General features: G+C 54.2%; 18 protein-coding genes. 12 read left to right on the top strand and 6 right to left on the bottom strand.

The genetic code is table 11. From position 1 onward, the window contains the following. Window positions 1-233: 233 nt before the first annotated feature. From ACXAF0_RS09860 to ACXAF0_RS09830, 7 genes are all read left to right on the top strand, one after another. Complete coding sequence (locus tag ACXAF0_RS09860; protein WP_475345696.1) at window positions 234-905, top strand: response regulator; 672 nt, start codon at window positions 234-236, stop codon at window positions 903-905. Window positions 906-1,003: 98 nt separating this feature from the next. After that, window positions 1,004-2,215, top strand: a complete 1,212-nt coding sequence (locus tag ACXAF0_RS09855; protein ID WP_475345695.1) for an AI-2E family transporter — start codon at window positions 1,004-1,006, stop codon at window positions 2,213-2,215. Window positions 2,216-2,323: 108 nt separating this feature from the next. Continuing rightward, a complete protein-coding gene (locus ACXAF0_RS09850) occupies window positions 2,324-3,133 on the top strand; it encodes an outer membrane protein (protein WP_475345694.1) in 810 nt (269 codons plus the stop codon). A gap of 103 nt (window positions 3,134-3,236) precedes the next feature. Beyond that, window positions 3,237-4,070 (top strand): AraC family ligand binding domain-containing protein, encoded by an 834-nt coding sequence (locus ACXAF0_RS09845; protein WP_475345693.1) that lies wholly within the window; start codon window positions 3,237-3,239, stop codon window positions 4,068-4,070. 89 nt (window positions 4,071-4,159) lie between these two features. After that, on the top strand, window positions 4,160-4,774 hold the full coding sequence (locus ACXAF0_RS09840) for a LysE family translocator (protein WP_475345692.1): 615 nt from the start codon (window positions 4,160-4,162) through the stop codon (window positions 4,772-4,774). A 96-nt stretch (window positions 4,775-4,870) separates the two neighbouring features. Then, window positions 4,871-5,173 carry a type II toxin-antitoxin system HigB family toxin gene (locus tag ACXAF0_RS09835; RefSeq protein ID WP_475345691.1) on the top strand — a complete coding sequence of 101 codons (303 nt, stop codon included), beginning with the start codon at window positions 4,871-4,873 and terminating at the stop codon, window positions 5,171-5,173. Window positions 5,174-5,195: 22 nt separating this feature from the next. Continuing rightward, window positions 5,196-5,576, top strand: a complete 381-nt coding sequence (locus ACXAF0_RS09830; protein WP_475345690.1) for a helix-turn-helix domain-containing protein — start codon at window positions 5,196-5,198, stop codon at window positions 5,574-5,576. A gap of 13 nt (window positions 5,577-5,589) precedes the next feature. Here ACXAF0_RS09830 and ACXAF0_RS09825 read toward each other — a convergent pair whose 3' ends face one another. Together ACXAF0_RS09825 and ACXAF0_RS09820 are read right to left on the bottom strand one after the other, a co-directional pair. After that, window positions 5,590-6,354, bottom strand: coding sequence for a hypothetical protein (locus ACXAF0_RS09825; protein WP_475345689.1), 765 nt, complete (start codon window positions 6,352-6,354; stop codon window positions 5,590-5,592). 39 nt (window positions 6,355-6,393) lie between these two features. Next, window positions 6,394-10,362, bottom strand: coding sequence for a hybrid sensor histidine kinase/response regulator (locus tag ACXAF0_RS09820; protein WP_475345688.1), 3,969 nt, complete (start codon window positions 10,360-10,362; stop codon window positions 6,394-6,396). Window positions 10,363-10,523: 161 nt separating this feature from the next. Between ACXAF0_RS09820 and ACXAF0_RS09815 the strand changes: the two genes are divergently transcribed. After that, window positions 10,524-10,916, top strand: coding sequence for a hypothetical protein (locus tag ACXAF0_RS09815; protein WP_475345687.1), 393 nt, complete (start codon window positions 10,524-10,526; stop codon window positions 10,914-10,916). An 84-nt stretch (window positions 10,917-11,000) separates the two neighbouring features. Here ACXAF0_RS09815 and ACXAF0_RS09810 read toward each other — a convergent pair whose 3' ends face one another. The 3 genes from ACXAF0_RS09810 to ACXAF0_RS09800 all read right to left on the bottom strand — a co-directional run bounded on the left by ACXAF0_RS09810 (window position 11,001) and on the right by ACXAF0_RS09800 (window position 14,134). Then, window positions 11,001-12,101 carry a TRAP transporter substrate-binding protein gene (locus ACXAF0_RS09810; RefSeq protein ID WP_475345686.1) on the bottom strand — a complete coding sequence of 367 codons (1,101 nt, stop codon included), beginning with the start codon at window positions 12,099-12,101 and terminating at the stop codon, window positions 11,001-11,003. A gap of 273 nt (window positions 12,102-12,374) precedes the next feature. After that, on the bottom strand, window positions 12,375-13,466 hold the full coding sequence (locus ACXAF0_RS09805) for a TRAP transporter substrate-binding protein (protein ID WP_475345685.1): 1,092 nt from the start codon (window positions 13,464-13,466) through the stop codon (window positions 12,375-12,377). 167 nt (window positions 13,467-13,633) lie between these two features. Beyond that, window positions 13,634-14,134 carry a hypothetical protein gene (locus ACXAF0_RS09800; protein ID WP_475345684.1) on the bottom strand — a complete coding sequence of 167 codons (501 nt, stop codon included), beginning with the start codon at window positions 14,132-14,134 and terminating at the stop codon, window positions 13,634-13,636. Between the two features lie 511 nt (window positions 14,135-14,645). Here ACXAF0_RS09800 and ACXAF0_RS09795 point away from each other — a divergent pair. Then, window positions 14,646-15,965: a protoglobin domain-containing protein gene (locus tag ACXAF0_RS09795; RefSeq protein ID WP_475345683.1), complete on the top strand. Its 1,320-nt coding sequence runs from the start codon at window positions 14,646-14,648 to the stop codon at window positions 15,963-15,965. A gap of 32 nt (window positions 15,966-15,997) precedes the next feature. Here the strand turns inward: ACXAF0_RS09795 and ACXAF0_RS09790 are convergent, their stop codons facing one another. After that, window positions 15,998-16,912 (bottom strand): helix-turn-helix transcriptional regulator, encoded by a 915-nt coding sequence (locus tag ACXAF0_RS09790; protein WP_475345682.1) that lies wholly within the window; start codon window positions 16,910-16,912, stop codon window positions 15,998-16,000. Window positions 16,913-17,199: 287 nt separating this feature from the next. On the opposite strand from ACXAF0_RS09790, the gene ACXAF0_RS09785 reads away from it, so the two are divergent. The 3 genes from ACXAF0_RS09785 (at window position 17,200) to ACXAF0_RS09775 (ending at window position 20,809) form a co-directional block, all read left to right on the top strand. Beyond that, window positions 17,200-19,218 (top strand): TonB-dependent receptor, encoded by a 2,019-nt coding sequence (locus ACXAF0_RS09785; protein ID WP_475345681.1) that lies wholly within the window; start codon window positions 17,200-17,202, stop codon window positions 19,216-19,218. 103 nt (window positions 19,219-19,321) lie between these two features. After that, entirely contained in the window at window positions 19,322-20,443 is a 1,122-nt protein-coding gene (locus tag ACXAF0_RS09780; RefSeq protein ID WP_475345680.1) for an ABC transporter substrate-binding protein, read from the top strand. 66 nt (window positions 20,444-20,509) lie between these two features. Continuing rightward, the gene (locus ACXAF0_RS09775; RefSeq protein WP_475345679.1) at window positions 20,510-20,809 is read left to right on the top strand and encodes a DUF2218 domain-containing protein; all 300 of its coding nucleotides are present in this window, start codon (window positions 20,510-20,512) and stop codon (window positions 20,807-20,809) included. Window positions 20,810-20,819: the final 10 nt, after the last annotated feature.

Below are 20,819 nucleotides of genomic sequence, written 5' to 3'. Positions count from 1 at the left end.
GGGGGGCCAAAGTTTCACATTTCGTGGGGCGAGAGTGATCTTTGGTTTCCCTCAACCTTTCTGCCCGTTTTTCCACACCAAACCTTCCATGCAGATTGGCGCCAAACGGGTCGCAGCTTACCAAAATCAAAAATATCCCATTCTATTCGCATCTAATAATTTGTGAGTCCCGATTGAACGGGATAGAATAATTGCGACTTGTCGGGGAAACCAACTTCAGGGGAACATCGCCCATGTCCGAGACCTTCCAGATTCTGATCGCTGATGACCATCCGCTCGTACGCGGTGCGCTGAAACAGGCCTTGAGCTCAGAACTGGAAAACGTATCGGTCCTTGAAGCCGGCAGCCTTTTTGAGGCGATTGATCAGGTCGAAGCGCATAAGGGCGATATTGATCTTGTCCTGCTGGATCTGCATATGCCCGGCATGAACGGCTTTACCGGCCTGTTTACCCTGCGTGCCTCCTATCCCGACATTCCGGTTTCCATTGTTTCCGCCAGCCAGGAACTGCCGGTCGTGCGGCGCTCCATCGAATATGGCGCATCGGCCTTTGTGCCGAAATCAGCCCCGGTCGATCAGATCGGCCTTGCGGTCAAAACCGTGCTGGATGGTCGCATGTGGATGCCAGACTGGGCGCGCGAGGCCATGGAAAACGGCCCGGCCGATGACGAGGCCACCGGCCTTGCCGAAAAGATCGGCCAGCTCACCCCGCAGCAATTGCGTGTGCTCAATATGCTGACCGAAGGCAAGCTCAACAAACAGATCGCCTATGAACTTGACGTGACCGAGGCCACCGTGAAGGCCCACGTTTCCGCCATCCTGCGCAAGCTTTCGGTTCATAGCCGCACCCAGGCGGTGATCATCGCGCGTGAATTGCAGCTTCAAGAACCGGCCATCGAGACCTGACGCGCGGCAAGTTCGGGAACTTCCACGACCATCAACCGTTACATGCATATCGCTTAAACCTCCGCAGGCGTTTTGCCCTGCCCGCCAGGAGAACATGCATGTCGGTCAGAAGCACTGCGCCTTCGCCTGAAACCGGTGGCGCGACGCCATCCCCGCCCACCGACACCAGCCCGCGTATGATTGCCCGCGCGCTGGTTTATCGCCGTGCCCGGACGATCTCGGTCATCGGGACATTTCTGGTTTTGTTGCTGGGCTGTCTTTATGTCGCGCAAAGTCTTTTGCTGCCGGTGTTTCTTGCCTTTTTGCTATCGCTTGTCTTTTCACCACTTGTCCGCACTTTGGCCCGGTTTCGTATTCCCAATGCCGTCACGGCCTTTGCGATTGTTCTGGCATTAAGTGCCTCTGTCATTGCCGGGATTTATGGGCTGAGCGGGCCGATATCGGGCTGGATTGATGAAGCACCCAATATCGAGCGTCAGTTGCGCCTGCGCCTTGCCGATCTGAGCGAACCGCTTGATAAGCTCCGCGAAGCCCAACAACAGGTGTCCGAGGCCACCGATCAGGAAAGCAGTGACGAGGACGTGCAAAAGGTTGTGGTTGCCGAACCCAACCTGCTCAGTCAGGCGGCCCAGGGTGCGCCTGATATCATGGCGGGCATTACCCTGATGCTCGTGTTGTTGCTGTTTATCTTGTCTGGCGGGGATCGCATTTATGAAAAACTGATCCGGGCATTGCCGACCTTTGGCGACCGCCGCAAGGGCTTGCGCATTGCGCATGATATCGAACGCGAAGTCTCGCGCTATCTTGCGACAATTACTGCGATCAACATCCTGCTTGGCATCGTCATTGGCACCCTGATGGCGATTGTTGGCCTGCCCAATCCGGTTTTGTGGGGGATTGCTGCGGCCGTGCTGAACTATGTGCCGATCCTGGGCGCGATGGCGGGTGTTGTCGTTGTCGCTGTGGTGTCGCTTGTTTCAATGCAAACCACCGGACAGGCCCTTATTGCCCCGGCACTTTATCTGATATGCACGGTGATCGAGGGGCAAATGATCACCCCTGCCCTTGTTGGCAACCGGCTCAAGATCAATTCGGTCGCAATTGTTCTGGCGATTGCCCTTTGGGGTTGGCTCTGGGGCTTTGTCGGTGTGCTGGTTGCGGTGCCGCTCCTGATCGTCACCAGTGTCATCGCCAAACATGTCGAAGGGCTTGGCGGTTTGCGTGAATTGCTTGGGCCGCACAACAGCAATACCAAGGATAACAGCAATTCGGCCCGAATCCTTCCTGATCGCATGCCGCCGAGCCGATAACACCGTCTCAAAACCTTCCCCCTCACACCCATTTAGTCCGTGCATATCGCGAAAGCTCAATATTGATCCGCCGGGCTAATTCATATAAAAAAACGCCAACCGGATAGGGTGACTACACTTAAACAGGGTAAGAGAGAGATGGGCTTCACGCCAAAGGTCGCAACCATCATTTGCGCGGCAATCGCTGCACATGGGCTGTTCACAAACCCGGCCCATGCAGATCAGGCCAACTGGTCAGGATTTTACGGCGGATTGGCACTTGGTGCGACATACGGTGAAAGCAACCCGGACACGGTCGGTGAACCGACCGCTTACTTCACCAGTGATGATCCTGAAGTTCAGCGCCCTTACCTGCAGGAAAGACTGGATGACCTTGCCCTGAATAGTTCAGTTCTGGGAGGATATGATCACCAGAACGGTCAGCTTGTTTACGGCATCGAAGCCGATCTTTCGATCATGGATTATTCCGCCAGCAGCGCGTCTGGCCCGGTGCGTTATAATACGCAGGCTATTGACTTCAATGTCAGTTCGACGCTTGAAACCAACTTTGCGTTCAGCATTCGCCCCAAAATTGGTTATGCCTTTGACAACTGGATGTTCCATGCTGCGGCGGGTCCGTCGATCGGGTATTTCGACTATGATTTCCGCTACACCGATACCAATGGCACCGGTGTAAACAGCGACTTCAGCAAAAGCACACTTGCCCTTGGCATCTCATCTGGGCTGGGCGCATCCTACAAGCTGGATGATGGATGGGTGCTGCGCGGCGACTACGTCATGAACTATTACCCGAAAGTCATTGATGAACGCCAAAGCTTCCTGAGAAACGCAGCTGGCACCGACTACCGTGCCTCCTTCGACCACCAAGTCGATTTCCTATCTCACAACCTAAGAGTTGCCTTGATCAAACGATTCTGACTTTAAGCAACTTGATCACAAACACGCTCAAGGCGACCTCGAAAGAGTGTCGCCTTTCTTTTGCGTCGTTGTCTTCAGCACGGGTTTCTGACACTGTCTGATCATGTCGCAGGATCAAGTCCGTATAATTTCCCATGATTGTCTGGGTGTTGAAGCCGTCATGGCCGAAACGCGCCATTCCTTTGCCAAGCACACCCATGAGGCGTTTGGCATCGGCTTCATGTATTCAGGGGCTCAAAAATCGGCCTCCGGGCGCGGCATGGTCGAAGCCGGCGCTGGCAACATCATCACGGTCAATCCGCGCGAAGTGCACGATGGCCATCCGATTGGCGATGGGCCGCGCGGCTGGAACATGCTGTATTTCGACCCGGCCCTGATTGCGCAGGCGGCAAGCGACCTTCCGGATGCCGCCACTGATCAATATGAATTCACCCGCCCCGTGATGGACAGCCCCCATGTCCGGCACTGCTTTGGCGCATTGTTCGGTGCCATCACCAATGGATCGGAAGAAAGCGCACGGCTTCGGCGTGAGGAAATGCTGCTACTGATGCTTCATCACGCCATGATTTCGCCCGGCGAGCCGGAACCAAAATCAGGCGCGCACACGGCCGTTGCGCACGCCCGGATTAAACGCGCCAAGGCGCTGCTTGATGACAGCCCAACACAAAGCCACAGCCTTGATGACCTTGCCGACGCCACGGGCCTGAGCAAATTTCAAACGCTGCGTAATTTCACCCGCGCCACCGGCCTGACCCCGCACGCCTATCAGATCCAGCGACGTATTGATTTGGCCCGCGCGATGATCAAATCGGGCGAAACGCTTGCCGATATCGCAAGTGCCGCGGGCTTTGCCGATCAAAGCCATCTCAACCGTCACTTTGTCCGCGCCTTTGGCCTGACACCGGGCCGCTATGCGCGTGCGATCCGCACGAACTAGGCTATCTGCACGTCCTGCAATTCCGTTCAAGAATGCGCTGCTTTCCATCCGTAGATTGAGGGCAACACAGTCAAACGAACGGATGGACCATGATCAGCCTCGACTTCCTGATAACTTCCCTCATCATCGTCGCCCTGCCCGGAACCGGCGTGATCTATACCCTTGCCCTTGGCCTTGGACGCGGCATGAAAGCCAGCATCTGGGCCGCCTTTGGCTGCACGCTTGGCATCGTGCCACACATGACCGCAAGCATCCTTGGCCTCGCCGCCCTGCTTCATGCCAGCGCGGTCGCCTTTGAAGTTGTGCGCTATCTTGGTGTGGCCTGGTTGCTCTATATGGCCTGGGGGATGTGGCACGGGACCGGTGCGATGAAAGTCACCGCCAATGAAAGTGCTGCGGGCGTTCTTAAAATCATCCGCGACGGGATATTGCTCAATCTGCTGAACCCGAAGCTCTCGGTCTTCTTCCTCGCCTTCCTGCCACAGTTTGTTAGCGCTAACACGCCTGACACAACGCTTGAGATGACCCTGCTCGGCCTGATCTTCATGGCGATGACGTTTGCGGTATTTGTGATCTATGGCTGCTTTGCAGGCGCGCTTCGCAGCCACATCATTGAACGCCCCAAGGTCATGAGCATTATCGGGAAAAGTTTTGCCGGGGCCTTTGTTCTGATGGGCCTGAAACTTATGCTGACAGATCGTTAGGCTGCTCGTTTAAGAGAATAACATTGTTCCATTTTTTGGAACATGCTACCCTCCTTCAAATCGAAATATTGAAACACGCTGAGACAAGGACGCTAAATGCGCATCATTGCCCGAAAGGTGCTTGTCGATTTCTGGACCAAACACCCCGAAACCGAACAACCCTTGCGGGCATGGTTTGATCGGACGCGCAAAGCGGACTGGCAAAACCATCAGGATGTTCTGGCTGTCTTTGGTACGGCAAAAAGCATCAATGCCGAACGGATCCGGTTCAAAATCCATGGCAACGATTATCGCCTGATTGTTGCCTTTCGCTATGACGTTCAAATCGCGTGGATCAAGTTTATTGGCACCCACGCCGATTACGACAAAATTGACGGCAAAACCGTCGACAAGTTCTAATCGGATTGGGAAGGAGAAGAGAATGCAAACGACCTACGCCATTAAGCCCATCAAGACCGAAGCGGATTATCAAGCCGCGATGGAACAGCTTGGCGACCTTTGGGATGCCAAACCCGGCACGCCGGAGGCAGATCAGCTTGAAGTACTTGGTATCCTGATTGACCAGTATGAAGCGGAGCAATTCCCGATTACCGCCCCCAATGCGGTCGAGGCTGTCTTGTTTTACATGGAGCAAAACGGACTGGATCGCGCAGAACTTGGCAAACTGCTTGGCAGTCGTTCCCGTGCGTCAGAATTCCTCAATCATAAAACCAGTCTATCGTTGACGCAGATCAGGAAACTGAATGAGGCTTGGGGCATTCCAGCGGATGTTTTGATCCAACCGGTTCGGGAGAGTGCTTGAGAAAGGAAACTTGTCATTGCAGAATTTTGTGAAACTTCGTAGCGATTTCCTCCACCGTGTTGAAATCTGTCAGTAATTGATCATGAAAGCGTATTAATGGTGACTCTTCCGTCACCGAATGAGTCATTACAGGCCTAAAGAACTCAATCTGAGCTAATTCTTCTTCCACTCTTCTCAACTTTTCGTCGTTTTGAGTAAACTCTGCAATTCTCGTTTGGCGTTCTAACTCCTTGTATTTGCCAGTATTGGCAGGGTCCACAAGAGACGGTGGTATGTACAATGGCACACGATGTGCCAAGCCGTCCCGAAAGCCTTTCAGATTTTCAAACCATTTATCCAATGTCTGAAGGTACTCTCTGAAATCCGTTGGAAGAGAACGCCAAACAACCCTGTTAGTTTTCCTGAAACCAACAGCACCATGAGAGAGTGGATCACCGCTGGGCATTTTTATATCTTTCTCATGAACCCATATCCAAGCTAGGTTTTCACAACATCCATATGCATTTTGGACAAAGGACTGAATATTTATCGTAGCATCCAGCCTTTGATTATCATCCGGTTTTGCAGTTTGACTCGGTGGAAGTACTCGAAATGTATTCTCAATGCATCGCGTCATTACGCGTAATCGTCTGCCAAACCCGTGTAACGCATGCTCGTAACCGTTCGCAGTACGATATTTTTTGGAATAGTACGCTAAAAGTAGGTTCTCATACTTTCCCTGAACAGCATAACTAGCTTGCTCGAGTTCAGATATCTGATCCGGCGAATAAACTGACATACTTTAATTCTTCAAAAAATGAGCTTGAAAGGAAACTACTCACTCCGCGGCATCACTCCCCAGCCGGTTGAGCGCGCGTGTCATTAGCGCACGCAGCTTGGCTGGGCGGAGCGGTTTGTTGAGGAGCGAGAACCCTTGATCGGCGATCAGGTCGGCGGTATCAGCTGAGCGGTCAGCGGTGATGATGACGCCAGGCACGTTAACGCCGTGAACATCGCGCAGCCGCATCAAGACATCAAGGCCGGTCTGGCCGGAATCAAGATGGTAGTCGGCAAGGATGATGTCCGGGGCAAAGGGTTGTTTGCCGTCTTCGGCCTTGGTGAGCATGTCTTCGGCCGCTGTCCCGGACTGGGCGGTGACCACAACGCAATCCCAGTTTTCGAGCATGGCGCGCATGCCATCAAGGATATCGGGTTCGTTATCGAGACACAGCACCCGCAAGCCGCCCAGTTCGCCCGCCATGCGGCGTTTGGGTTTCGGTGTCGATGCTGTGTCGGCCACACCAAGCGGCACTTCGACCGAGAAAACCGTGCCGCGGCCGGGGCGCGAGCGCACCGAAACCGGGTGTCCCAGCGACTTACCAAGGCGGTCGACGATGGCAAGACCAAGGCCAAGCCCCTTCACATCGGTGGTTTCAGGGCCTTCGAGGCGATGGAATTCGCGGAAGATGATTTTCAGTTTGTCTTCGGGTATGCCCGGCCCGCTATCCCAGACTTCCAGCCGGAGGTTATCGCCGCGCACACGGCAGCCGACCACAGCCCCGCCGGTCCGGGTATAGCGCATGGCGTTGGAAATGAAGTTCTGCAGGATACGCCTGAGCAAGCGACTGTCACTGCGCACCCAAAGATCGCGTTTATGGACCTTGAAGCTGAGCCCGGCATTTTCGGCAATCGGGCCAAATTCGGTTTCAAGCGCACCCAGCACATCATTGATGGCAAAATCGCGCACAGTCGGCTGCATCGCACCCGCATCAAGCTTGCAGATATCAAGAAGTTCATTGAGCAACTCCTCAACGCCCTTAAGCGACAAGTCGACCTTGCCGACCAGATCCAGAACGTCTTCGGCCAGGCCCTGCTTGCCACCCAGCGCCACGGTAAACAGGCGTGCGGCGTTGAGTGGTTGCAGCAGATCGTGGCTGGCGGCAGCAAAGAAGCGGGTTTTGGTGTCGTTGGCGGTTTCGGCCTGTTCCTTGGCGTCCGAGAGTTCGGAGTTGAGCACCTCCAACGCGTGGGTTCGTTCGGTCACGCGGGCTTCGAGGCCCTCGTTGGCTTCCTTGAGGGCCTGTTCGGCGGTCTTGCGTTCGGTAATGTCGTGATAGATGCAGAAATAGCCCAGCACTTCGCCGGTTTCGTCAAAGTGCGGGATATAGGTGCCCTCGGCATAGCGGCCTTCGCGCACGCCAAGGGTGGCGCGTTCGTCATTGCGGTTGCGCGTGATGGCGGGGAATTCGATCTCGAAACTCTGACGGTAGCCCTGCAACACGAGCTCGATCATGGGGGCGAGATGGACATAGCGTTCCTCGCCCACCGCTTCGCGGACCGACATGCCGTGGGCCTCAACCCGACGCAGTCCAAACATCCGCTCATAAGGCCGGTTGGTAAAGCGCAGGCGCTGATTTTTATCGGCATAGGCAATCATCACCGGAATATTGTCGGTATAAATCCGGATGTTGCGTTCACTATCCCGCAGCGCTTCTTCGGTGCGCACGCGTGCGGTGATATCGGCAATGGTGGCGACAAAGCCGCCGTCGGGCATCGGGTTGGTGCGGACTTCAAGCACCATGCCGTCAGAGCGCTTGCGCTCATAAGTATGCGGTAAACGGCGCATCTGCGGGGCCGCATTTCGGCCAAGCAGAATGTCGATATCGACCGCCCGGTTGCCGTTGTCGCGGCAGATATGAACAAGTTCGGAGAGCGGTAGTGTTACCTGAATGTCGCTGGTCGAAATGCCCAGCAAATCGATGAAACGATGGTTCCATGTCGCAAGGCGCAAGTTCTGATCAAACACCCCCACCCCTTGCGAGATGTTTTCAAGCGTGTTGAGCAGAAGATCGCGGTTGAACTTGATGGCCTCGGACGCCTCATCAAGCAATTCCATCGCATCGCGGCGCGACACGGCCTTGTCTGGCAGAAGCAACGCCATCACCACGCGCGAGGATGCCGCGCCGACCGCGCCGGATAGCAGGTGTTCGGTAAAGTTCGCGGCATCGACATCGGCGATGTCGGAACGTTTTGTCGCCCCGTCGCGCGATTGCAGGTAATTGCGAAAGGCGCGCTGTGCCCAGTGTTTACCCAAAAAGCGTGCGGCAAGGTCTTCGAGGTCGCCCAGCGTCACCCGGCCGGGCCAGGTATCATTGCGCGCCCGGGTATCCTTGCGCCAGACATCGACAAACACCTGTGCCTGACGGCGCTGGGTCACCCCCTGCACGCCAACGGCGGAGCCCACAAACATCAGAACGAAGTTCACCCCCAGCGACCAGACAACCCCGTGGGTCAAATGGTCTTCAATTCCGACCCCCAAAAGGGCCTGGGGATGGAGAATACCAATGCCAAACGGCCCGTCGGTGAGGATCGAGGATGGCAACAGCCCGCCTTGCACAAAGGCCGGCATCAATAGCGTATAGGTCCACAGCCCGAAGCCCGACAAAAGCCCCAGCCGCACCCCGGTCCGGTTGATGTTTTTAAGATAGATCGCCGCCAGAACCGCCGGACCGAACTGCGCCATCGCGGCAAAGGACAGAATGCCGATATCGGCCAGTGCATAGTTTTCGGCCAAGAACCGATAGAAGCCATAGGCCAGAAATAGGATGGCGATGATGGCGGCGCGTCGGATTTTCAAAAGCACCTGACTGACATCGCCCGACATCCGTTTCTGAAGACGTTCGGAGCGCAGCAAAAGCGGCATGACCAGATCGTTACAGACCATGGTCGAGACCGCGACACAGGACACAATCACCATGCCGGTACTGGCCGAAAGCCCCCCGACAAAGGCAAACACCGCCAGCCAATTCTGCCCGCCCAGCAAGGGCAAGGTCAGAACGAAGGTATCGGGATTGACCGTCGGGTCATCGCCAAACATGAACAGACCGGCAATCGCAATCGGCACGACAAAGATGTTGATCGCAATCAGATAGGCCGGAAACAGCCAGCGCGCGCTGGTCAGATTGCGGCTGTCATCATTTTCAACAAAGGTCACATGGAACTGGCGCGGCAGGCAGAAAATGGCAAAGCCCGCCAGCATGGTGGCGATAAAGAAGTTCGATGTCAGCCAGGTATCGGGGATGAACATCTGGCGTATGGTGGGATCGGCAAGCGCGCGCCTATTGATATCAACAAAGCCATCAAACATCCCGTACACGACAAAGAATCCAACCATCAAAAGCGCGGCCAACTTGATCAGGCTTTCAAATGCCACAGCCAGAATAAGGCCGTCATGATGCTCAGAGGCGTGGATATAGCGCACGCCAAACAGGATTGCGAACACCGCCATCAGGATGGTGACGTAAAAAGCTGTATCCTTGGAAAAATGGCCTTCGGCATGGCGCACAACCTGTTCGCCAAGATTGCCGATCAAGACATCAAAAGACAGCGACACCGCCTTAAGCTGTAATGAAATATAGGCCAGCACACCGACCAGCGCGATCAAGGCAACAAGGGCGGCCAGACTTTGGCTTTTTCCATAGCGCGAGCCCAGAAAATCGGCGATGGAAGTGATGTTTTGCTTATGACAGACGCGCGCGATCTTGGTCATGATGCCAAAGCCGACAATCATCACCACGATCGGGCCGATATAAATCGGCAAAAACGCCCAGCCGCCGGTCGCGGCCGAGCCGACCGAGCCAAAGAAGGTCCAGCTTGTGCAATAGACCGCCATCGAGAGGGCATAAATGGATGGTTTGAGCTTGGATGACCGCCACTTATCGGCATATTTGTCGCCATAATGGGCAATGGCAAACAACAACCCGATATAGGTCATGGCAACAATAAAGATCAGTCCGCCCTGGATCATCCGCGCGTAGCCCTGTGTGTTATTCTGTAACCGGCTTCTATTCCGGCCGCCAATTCAGGCGGTTAGGATAAACTCTGATCGGGGACTATACCACGGCGGCGTTATTGTCTAAAACGGCGCAAATCGATTTGAGACCAAAACCCAAGGAAAGCGTGGTCAAGATGGCTTCTGATTATGGCTTTTACGCCGGTATCCTGCGGTTCGTTGCCAAGAAAACCGAGACCGAAGATCCGGAAATCCGCATTATGATGGGCCATCTGGCCGGGATTTCCGATGCGATTGAACAAAGCGGCCGCTTCATGGTCGAACGCAACAATTGCGAAAGTGCCGCACGCGCCTTTGCCGGTGTTGCGAAGTTCCTGCAGGAACGCATCCTGCCAGAGGCGCTTAATGCCGGGAACGAAGGTGCGGTCGAACAGCTCAAATGGGCGATTGAAACATCTCTGGTGCTGGCCGCCGAACTGGTCAAACGTGCCGCGAACGAGGATATTAAGGATCAGGACAAGTTTACCTTTGACCTGCCCGCCGCCCCCAACGCCCCGACCGTTCATTAGGGCCCGCCCAGATTACATCACATCGCGACACAAAAAAGGCCGATACCCGAAGGTGCCGGCCTTTTTCATTTGGATGCCAACGGCTTAGTAGGTGCCGTTGGCAAAGACATTGGCGCGCTGGTTAAGCGCGGTTGCCTCGAATTCCTTGCCGTAAGGGGCTGCTTTCTTGGCAAAGTCCATCAGCGACGCATAGATGCGACCATTGAGGTCATTCTTGCCTGCGATTTCTTCAATCGCTTCCTTGGCAGCACCGGCAAAGGCATTGATCAGATCGTCATTGAAGTGACGGATCTCGGTGCCTTTATCAAGGATCGCCTGATAGGACTGAACGTTGTTGAACGTGAAGTCCGAAAGGGTCTGTTCGGTATTGGCCTGTGCGGCCACCGCAACGATTTCCTGCAGATCTTCTGGCAGTTCGGCGAACTTGTCCTTGTTGATAAAGACTTCGATACCCGAACCCGGTTCGGCAAATGCCGGGGTGTAGTAATATTTGGCAACCGATGCCAGGCCAAAAGCATAATCGTTCCAAGGGCCGACCCATTCGGCTGCATCAATCGCGCCTGACTGCAAGCTCGGCAGGATCTCAGCCGCTGGCAAAAGCGACGGGGTTGCCCCCAGACGACGCATAGCTTCACCACCGATACCGGCATAACGAACTTTGAGGCCCTGCAGGTCATCGACCGAGTTGATTTCCTTGTTAAACCAGCCACCGGCCTGAAGACCGGTGTTACCAGCCAGGAACGGCTTGACGTTGAACTGGGCATAAAGCTCGTCCCAAAGCGCCTGACCACCGCCAAAACGCAGCCAGCCCGAAAGCTCCCACGCCATCAGACCGAACGGAATGGTGGTGAAGAACGAAACAGCCGGGTCCTTGCCAAACCAGTAATAAGGTGTGGCATGCGCCAGATCGGCAACACCCTGCTCGACCGCATCCATGCATTCAAGGGCCGGAACCAGTTCGCCGGCACCATAAACGGTGATGTTCAGACGACCACCCGACATCTTGTTGACACGCTCGGCAAACAGTTCGCCATTCGCACCTAGACCAGGCGTCCCTTTTGGCCAGGGCATAACCATGCGCCAGTTGATGGTTTCATCGGCTTTGACAATGGCCGGTGCGGCGGCGGTGGCGGCAAATGCACCTGCGGCAACGCCTGCGCCGCTCAGAAACGCGCGACGTTTCATTGTGGGGCTCCCAATATTGGTAAAATTTTGCGTAAAAAGTTCACGAAGCTAATTTCGTAACCTTGTTTGCGGCTAAAGTTACGTTTTTTGGCGCATGCAACAATTAACGATTGCGGGATGCTGCATCGCACCGAGCGCATGACATCGACATTTCGTCGACAAATCTTCAACCATAAAGCCAAACAAAAAGGGACTGCCAGTATGGCAGTCCCTGATCGGGGATCGAACCGTGTGGTTCGATAGAGGTTTGTATTCTGTCGTTTCCAGGTGGGCTTAGTAGCCCCAAACCTTTGCACGATGCAGAAGACCGGTCGCCTGGAACTCCTTGCCATAGCGGGCCGCTTTCTTGACGAGGTCAAGGTAGCTGGTCGCGATCCGGCCCGCCAGATCGTTCTGGCCTGCGATTTCATCGACGGCGGCCTTGGAATGCTCGGCCAGGGTCATGATGACATCTTCAGGGAACTGGCGAACTTCAACACCCTTATCGATCAGCGGTTGATAGGACTGGATATTGTTGAAGGTGAAATCTGCAAAGGTGTTTTCAGCAATTGCCTGTGCCGCAAAACGAATGATCGCCTGCAGGTCCAGGGTAAGCGCATCGAACTTGTCTTTGCCAACAAAGATCTCAAGACCCGGGCCAGGCTCATGGAAGGCCGGGGTGTAGTAATACTGGGCAACCTGATACAGGCCAAAGGCCATATCGTTCCAAGGGCCAACCCACTCGGCCGCGTCAATTGCGCCCGACTGCATTGCGGGCAGGATTTCACCCGGCGGGATCATGGTGGCGTTGGCACCGGCACGGCGCATGGCTTCGCCGCCAAGACCGGCATAGCGCATTTTCAACCCCTGTAGGTCATCAAGGGAATTGATTTCCTTGTTGAACCAGCCACCGGCCTGCATGCCCGAGTTACCGGCATAGAACGGCACGACGTTGAATTCTGCGTAGGCTTCTTCCCAAAGCTTCTGGCCATCGCCAAAGCGGATCCAGCTTGACAGCTCCCACGCGGTCAGACCGAACGGAATGGTCGAGAAGAAGTTAAGGGCCGGGTTTTTACCCTGCCAGTAATAAGGGGTCCCGTGCGCCATTTCGACCACGCCCTGTTCGACTGCATCCATGCATTCGAACGGCGGCACCAGTTCGCCCGCCCCATAGATGGTAATGTTCAGGCGACCGCCCGACATTTCCTTGACCATGGCGGCGAATTTTTCGGCATTGGTGCCAAGCCCCGGCGTGCCTTTCGGCCACGGCATCACCATGCGCCAATTCAGAGTTTCCTGCGCGGATACGACAGCCGGCGCTGCAACAGAAGCAGCAACCGCGCCTGCGCCCATTCCGGCCCCTTTAAGGAACTGACGACGTTTCATTTCCATCCCCTTAGATTCTTGTGTTTTGGTGGTTTTTTGCGCAACCACCGGCCTGCGGAGGGGGATTTTGGCTAAAACAGCTGTGGTTTTCCACTATTTTTGCCGAAATCAGGAAATATTTTTTCGTGACGCTACGGAATTAAGGCTTTCCCGCCTATCTTGGACTTTTACGACCCAAGGTAGTGATTGTAATCCGTCACGAACTGTTCAACCGTTCCAGCCCCTAGCGGTGTGTTATAGTATTGCTTCCAATAAGCCGCCAGCGCGTTGACATCGTTGGGATCGGTCGGCAGGGCCGCTGGCGCACGATAGTAGCGAATGCGACAAAGCGCCGTAGCATAGGCCAGATTGGTTGCCAGTTGCGCACTTTTGTCGGGCGTACCATCTGCTTGTGCTGGTTGAGGGGCAAGAAACCCGTCAACCTTGCCCTTGAGATCTGCACGGAAATCGAGAAAGTTCTGGTAACAATCATTCAGGGTTGCAGGTTCCATCTGGAAAATGCCCAAGGCCGGGCCGCCACCGACCTGTTCAATATAATCACCCAAAAGACTTTCATGGGCAGCGGTGCCCATGATCAGGTTTTCCGCAACGTCAGATGCTGGCAACCCCAGCCCTGCCAGAACCGGTTTGACGACGAGTGTACGAAGCTGCGTGGCATTAATTGGCATAGAAGCCTCCATTCAATCATAGATACATACAGCACTACGACGCGCTCGAGCCTGAAATGAGAAAAATTTTTACAAAATTCTCCTCATGCGAGTATTTCAACGGATAATGGCGACGTTCCCTCCCCTTAAAAGCATAAGATACTAATCCTATGCATAGTTAAACTATGCCCCCCATACCAACCTAAAGTTCTTCAGGTAGTTTTTAGGCTCAGGACCTATTAATTTGGTTTGAATGGTTCACCGGATTTGTGCGGATACGCGAAGCAAAACCGCCGGAAGATATTCATCTTTCAAGGGTTTGCGACAAAGTAGCCCGTGCAAATCCGGTGAATCCGAAGGACAGACGTTATATTTGCAAACTCCGGCGTCAAACCCCTTGGCCGGGATAACAGCCCGACCGGCGGACTTTTCCTTGGATTTCACAAATATAACGTCTGCCATTCAAATCAAATTAATAGGTCCTGAGCCTAAGTGTTCCAATTGCTTGCCGTTTCGTGGGGGACAATAAGTGATGCATCCAGAACTAAAACACCGTCTTGACTTCATTGGACTGGACGAACCGAAGATCAAACAGCTCAGCCGTGCATGGTCGGTTATTGAGCGAAATCTTCCCGCCATGCTCGACGAATTCTATCGAAAAGTGATGAATAACCCGGAGCTCGCCAAAATCGTTGGCGATCCGTCCAATATTGACGGCCTCAAGAACGCCCAGCGCAAGCACTGGGCAAAGCTCTTTGACGGCACGTTTGATGAAGAATTCTACGAAGAGGTCCGCCGTATCGGCAAAGCCCATGAACGCATCGGATTGACGCCTGAATCCTATGTGTCGGCCTATAACTTCATGCTAGGCGAAATTACCACGGTTCTCTGCAAGAACTTCCACCGCGATGCCCAGCTCCCCACGATGGTCATCGCGTGCAACAATGCCCTGCTGGTTGATGTCGAAATGGCCATCACGGTCTATTACGAAGAAACCGAAAAAACCTATTACAAGAAGCTTCAGGAAATGTCCGATGAGTTTGAAAAAACCATCGGGACGGTTGTTTCAGCGGTATCAAGTTCGGCCTCGGACATGTCACAGGCATCCGAGACCCTGATGACCAGCATGCAGGAAACCCAGGGCGAGGTTGAGAAGGCCCGCGGTGCTGCAGAGATTTCAGCCGATAACGCGACCACGGTTGCCGGGGCAGCCGAAGAGCTGGACAGCTCCATTCGAGAAATCTCAAGTCAAGTCTCACGCGCATCGACCATTTCCAACGATGTCGAAGATTCCGTCCGACAGACGTCAGACACGATCGAGGCACTTAATGCCACTGCCGAGCAGATCGGCACAGTCGTTGATCTGATCGACAAGATCGCAAGCCAGACCAACCTGCTGGCACTCAATGCCACGATCGAGGCCGCCCGTGCGGGCGAAGCCGGCAAAGGTTTTGCCGTGGTCGCAAGCGAGGTCAAAAACCTTGCCAACCAGACAGCCAAGGCCACCGGCGACATCACCGAACAGATCAACAATGTGCAGCAAAACACTGTGGCTGCGGTGAATGCCATTCACGGGGTTGCCGGTCAGATCAGCAACATCGTTGATTCTGTTACTGCCATCTCGGCCGCCGTTGAACAGCAGGCCGCCGCAACCACGGAAATCAGTGGCAACATCAACGCGGTATCCTCGGCCAACCGCGAGGTCAACAGCAGCCTTGAAACCGTCAATGGCACGGCCACCCGAACCAGTTCGGTCGCCCTGAACGTTTCGGAAGCATCGCAGACACTAAAACAGAATTCCGAGCAACTGCGCAAAGATGTCGATGCCTTCATCACCAGACTGACATCGTAACCCCCTAACCCAGAGTTCCGAGGTTTGCGGCCCTAGCGGTCGCGCGCCTCGGACGGGGTAATGCCGAACACGCGCTTGAACGCAGTCGCGAAATTGGCCGGGCTTTTATATCCGGCGATCCAGGCAGCCTGCGCAATTGTCAGACCGTCCTTTTCCATAGCGTCACGGGCATTCACCAGACGGCTTTCGAGAATAAAATCCTTTACCGTCATACCATAGGCATCCTTGAAGATGCGCTGCATGCTCGCAACACTGATCCCGATGGCCGCAGCAATCATCGGCAGCGTTTGCTGTTCAGGATCGCTTGCCAAAATGTAATCGCGAATTTCCTGCGCCCGGTGATGGCGGTCAAGCGCATCCGGGGCTGATGCTTGGGCTTGGGATGCCGCATTATTCGGATCCATTTGAATGGCAGACAAGGCTTCTGCCAAAATCTCAAGCCCACGGCTTTCTTCATAAAGTTTGTGCAAGATCGGATCAGACGCATGCGGATAAATCAGTTGATCGGCCAACGCCAAAACCCGACGCGATGGGCGCCAGCTGCGCACCGACAGCCCGGAATTAAAAGACTCAACAATTTTCCGGTAATGGGCAGGGGATTTATCAAGTTGCTGCAAGACCCAGTCAAAACGGGCAGAAATCATCACTTTGCTGATTTCGCAACCCTTATGAAGATACCGGCGCACCTTTGCCGGGTGCGGCACCGCCCAGATATAGCCAACCGGATGTTCACGTGCATCCAGATCAACCGGAATGCCATCAAACTCGGCCTGAACCCGGCCCTTTAGAACAATGGCAACCTTTACCGCCGCGCTAACATCATAATCGGCAATGGCGTCGGTCATTTCCATCGTATCGGATGTATGGACCTCAAGATGGGACGGTGTGTCACTAAAGGACATACGCCCGCTTATCAGGGCGCCCTTTTCGACCCCGGTATCGGCCATGCCTTTTACCTGCGTGCCAAGCTCTTCCAGATGACTTCTGGTGATGGAATCACGCCGCGTTATCTGCCTGTGCGTTGGAATCCCCACAAATCACTCCTGAATTTTGATCTGACTGATGGCCGCCTGAACCAAGCTGCATACGTTGCCAAACGGTGTGTTTGCGGCCAGATGACGATTTCGCAAACATGTCCGGCGATTTGGCAAACATAATTACAGTTGCCTATCCGCTGCAGAAAATAATATTCACAATCATTCGCATTTGCAAATATTTTCACACGGGAATCAAAATGCCAAAGTCACCCCTGCAAGTCACAACGCCCCGAATCAGCAGCTTGCTGCGTTCAACCATCCTTGCCGGTTTCGCCTTGTCGGTCGCACCGACCTTCGCCCTTGCGCAAAGCGCGAGTTCAGATGAAACCGAAACCGTAACCCAGCCGGTCGAAGTAACTGCATCGGTCCAGTCGGCACAAACGCTTTCGGGTGGTGTCGCCATCGACGAGGAAGAACTTGATCGCCAAAACGCGCAAACCATCAAGGATGTGTTTGCCAACGAACCATCGGTGCAGGTTGGTGGACCAACAGCAATTGCGCAAAAGGTTTACGTTCAGGGTATTGAAAACACTAAACTCAATGTACAGGTCGATGGCACGCGTCAGGTTGATTCCAGCTTCCACCATATTGGCACGGCAATTATTGACCCGAGTATGCTCAAATCGGTTGAAGTTGAATCCGGGGTTGCCCCGGCAGATGCCGGCCCGAACGCGCTTGGCGGTTCCATGTCTTATGAAACCAAAGATGCACGTGATATCCTTGACCGTGATGAAGCATTCGGTGGCTTTGCCAAAATTCAGTATAACAGTAACACTGGTGGCCTGACCGAATGGCTGACCCTGGCCGGTCAGCACGAAGGTTTTGAGGCCCTTGCCTATGTTCAAAACAGCAATCAGGGCAACTACGAAGATGGCGATGGCAAGGAAGTAACCGGAACGGCCGATGGCGGCGAGAATGGCATGGGCAAATTTGCCTTTACCGGCAATGATGGCGGCCGGTTTGAGGCCTTTGCCAGCCACCTTGAAGACGAAGGAGTGCGCCCTGCCCGCCCGAACTTTGGAAACCTTCCCGGCAGCACACGTATGCCACAGTGGATTTCCTACAAAGATACCTCCGTGGGTGTCAGCTATGTTGACGAGGAACCAAGTGGCATGCTGGCACCAGAACTAAGCCTGAACTACAGCAAAACACATCTCGACATACCAAAACTTGATAATACCACACACATCGAATCAGAAATTGAAACCCTGAACGGTAAAGCAGCCAATACCTTTGATGTCGGTATGGGGAGTGTAACGGCAGGGGTCGATTTCTATCACGACGAAGCAACAGGTGGCGGCGACACTGCACGTTCAGCAGGGCTTGCTGGCCGGTTCACAGAAACATCAACCAATATTGGCCTGTTTTCTCAGGCGCGCCTGTCCTTAACGGATCGTTGGCGTGTTTCGTTCGGCGGTCGCGGCGATCAGCAATGGTTTGACGGCATCGACGGAACCGACTTCAGCGAATTCGGCCTGAGTGGTAACGCCAATACCGAATATGACCTGACCGATGACCTGATGGTTTATACAGGATTGGGAACATCGTTTGGTGGACTGCCCCTCGGCGAATCTTCGATTTATAACTATACTGCCATGTGGGACTATTCCGGTTTTGCACCATCGCGTTCTTACAATGCGAAGTTGGGGTCACGCGTTACATTGCAGGATTGGGTATTTGACGGGAACCTCTTCTATAACCTGATTGATGAATCGCATGACCTGTCGGATGCAGATCGAAACACCACTGTAGACCTTGATACCCGTGGCGTGAACTTGTCGGCAACTTATAACTATGGCCCAGGCTATGTCCGAGCAAGTTATACACACACTAATGTCAAGTTGGACGGTTCTGTCCCGGCCAGTACAAGTGCCTCGTATCAAGGGGTTATCGTAGGTGACATTCTCAACATTGATGCCGGGCACAGCTTTGATGACTTTGGCATACGTGTCGGGGGCGGCTCAGAGTTGGCATTGTCTAACGACAGCCCCGAGGAAAATGGCCATGAAAAACTCGATACTTACTTCGTCGCCAACCTTTATGCCGAATGGGTGCCTGACGCTATGAACAAAGCCGTTACCCTGCGCGTCGATGCATTGAATATCTTCGATCGCGATTATGTCTCGCGCACTACAACCGGTTATGACAACAGTAACGTTGAACCTTATCACGAACCCGGACGCACTTTCCTCGTTTCGGCTAAAGTCGATTTCTAAGGACAGAGCGACAAAGACAGAGACCGAAATGGGTGGCACGTTACGTGTCACCCATTTTGGCGTTTGAAATACAACGCATAACACCCCCTCAGGACTACCTGACATGAAAATTCGCAATTTTCTGAGCCTTGCTGCAGCAACAATAATATGGACCGCACAGGCAGCAGCTGGTGAAACAGTCACCCTGACCGATGTCGCGGGCCGTGAAGTCACCCTTGAAGTTCCGGTCAAGCACATGATCCTTGGCGAAGGCCGTTTTCTGCCTTCTATCGGTATTCTTGATCCCGAAAACCCGGTGCGCTGGATTGCCGGAATGATGGGCGAGTTCAAATCGCTTGATCCGGCGTCTTTTTCACAATATCGCGAAAAATTCCCCGAGATTGATGACATCCCGCTGGTGGGTCGCCGCAACGAAGAGACGTTCTCTGTTGAAAAAGCGGTCACGGTTGAACCCGACGTTGCGATTTTTGGCATGTCAGGTGGCCATGGTCCGGGGTCGACCAGCCACGAAGTCCTATCGGTCATGGGAGCCGCCCACATCCCGGTCGTGATGATCGATTTCCGCTCCAAACCGTTTGAAAACACGCCCAAAAGCATTCGCCTGCTGGGCAAGCTGATGGGCAAGGAAGAACAGGCAGAAGCCTTTGTGAAATTCTATGAGGAGAACCTGTCAAAGGTGACCTCGCGCGCAGCGGAAATCACCGAGAAACCCAGTGTCTTCCTTGAAAGCCGTGTCGGCCTTGCCGAGAATTGCTGCGAAGCCATGGGCAACGAGATGATTGGCAAGTTTGTCACCCTTGCAGGCGGCGACAACATCTTTGCCGATACCATTCCCGGCGTCATCAGTCAGGTATCCGTCGAACAGGTCATTGTCACCGATCCCGACGTCTATATCACCACGGCCATCGGAACAGCCGGACTGGATGCAGACGCCAATGCAAAGCGCATTGTGCTCGGCGCAAAGACCAATGCCGAGCAGGCACGCGCATCGCTGGCACACAGTATGGAACGCATCGGCTTGCCGCTTCTAAGTGCGGTGAAAAGCAAACAGGTCTATTCCGTCTGGCATCATGTTTATAACAATCCGATCAATGTCTTTGCCCTGCAGGCGATGGCAAAGTGGATGCATCCCGACATCTATGCCGACCTTGATCCCGATGCCGCCCTTGCAACCTTTTTCGAGCAGTTTCAGGCGGTTGATCTGAACGGCGTGTACTGGGTCTGACTCAACGATGCGCCTGCAGACTGAACCAGCAAAAACAGCTTCAAACAAAATCCGAGAGATCGTCAGATGTTTATCACCAAAGGATCGGTAAAAACCGAGAAGGCCGCGAAGTACCTTGTCCAACTGTGCAAGCATTTCGCCCACAAGGTCGAGGTTGAATTGCGCGAAACAACAGGCGATGTCGCCTTCCCCATGGGCCCGTGCGTTATTACCGCCCATGAAGACCGCCTGACCTTTGACGGGCAATCCCACAAGCCTGAGGGCATCGAGAAGATGAAGGGCATCATCATCGTTCATCTGGATAAATTTGCATGGCGCGATGCACCGCTAGAATATCACTGGGAAGATGGTGGAACAGCGGACTAACCCGCGACAC

Source organism: Thalassospira sp. ABD4_177 (assembly GCF_056160125.1).
This window is presented reverse-complemented; position numbering and strand designations above follow the sequence as displayed.

Bases quoted from the DNA above. Each gene is read 5' to 3' on its own strand.
- ACXAF0_RS09825 (WP_475345689.1), bottom strand. From the start codon at position 6,354: ATGTCAGTTTATTCGCCGGATCAGATATCTGAACTCGAGCAAGCTAGT.
- ACXAF0_RS09810 (WP_475345686.1), bottom strand. From the start codon at position 12,101: ATGAAACGTCGCGCGTTTCTGAGCGGCGCAGGCGTTGCCGCAGGTGCA.
- ACXAF0_RS09795 (WP_475345683.1), top strand. From the start codon at position 14,646: ATGCATCCAGAACTAAAACACCGTCTTGACTTCATTGGACTGGACGAA.
- ACXAF0_RS09775 (WP_475345679.1), top strand. From the start codon at position 20,510: ATGTTTATCACCAAAGGATCGGTAAAAACCGAGAAGGCCGCGAAGTAC.
- ACXAF0_RS09835 (WP_475345691.1), top strand. From the start codon at position 4,871: ATGCGCATCATTGCCCGAAAGGTGCTTGTCGATTTCTGGACCAAACAC.
- ACXAF0_RS09845 (WP_475345693.1), top strand. From the start codon at position 3,237: ATGTCGCAGGATCAAGTCCGTATAATTTCCCATGATTGTCTGGGTGTT.
- ACXAF0_RS09780 (WP_475345680.1), top strand. From the start codon at position 19,322: ATGAAAATTCGCAATTTTCTGAGCCTTGCTGCAGCAACAATAATATGG.
- ACXAF0_RS09800 (WP_475345684.1), bottom strand. From the start codon at position 14,134: ATGCCAATTAATGCCACGCAGCTTCGTACACTCGTCGTCAAACCGGTT.
- ACXAF0_RS09815 (WP_475345687.1), top strand. From the start codon at position 10,524: ATGGCTTCTGATTATGGCTTTTACGCCGGTATCCTGCGGTTCGTTGCC.
- ACXAF0_RS09860 (WP_475345696.1), top strand. From the start codon at position 234: ATGTCCGAGACCTTCCAGATTCTGATCGCTGATGACCATCCGCTCGTA.
- ACXAF0_RS09790 (WP_475345682.1), bottom strand. From the start codon at position 16,912: ATGGCCGATACCGGGGTCGAAAAGGGCGCCCTGATAAGCGGGCGTATG.
- ACXAF0_RS09820 (WP_475345688.1), bottom strand. From the start codon at position 10,362: ATGATCCAGGGCGGACTGATCTTTATTGTTGCCATGACCTATATCGGG.
- ACXAF0_RS09840 (WP_475345692.1), top strand. From the start codon at position 4,160: ATGATCAGCCTCGACTTCCTGATAACTTCCCTCATCATCGTCGCCCTG.
- ACXAF0_RS09785 (WP_475345681.1), top strand. From the start codon at position 17,200: ATGCCAAAGTCACCCCTGCAAGTCACAACGCCCCGAATCAGCAGCTTG.
- ACXAF0_RS09830 (WP_475345690.1), top strand. From the start codon at position 5,196: ATGCAAACGACCTACGCCATTAAGCCCATCAAGACCGAAGCGGATTAT.
- ACXAF0_RS09855 (WP_475345695.1), top strand. From the start codon at position 1,004: ATGTCGGTCAGAAGCACTGCGCCTTCGCCTGAAACCGGTGGCGCGACG.
- ACXAF0_RS09805 (WP_475345685.1), bottom strand. From the start codon at position 13,466: ATGAAACGTCGTCAGTTCCTTAAAGGGGCCGGAATGGGCGCAGGCGCG.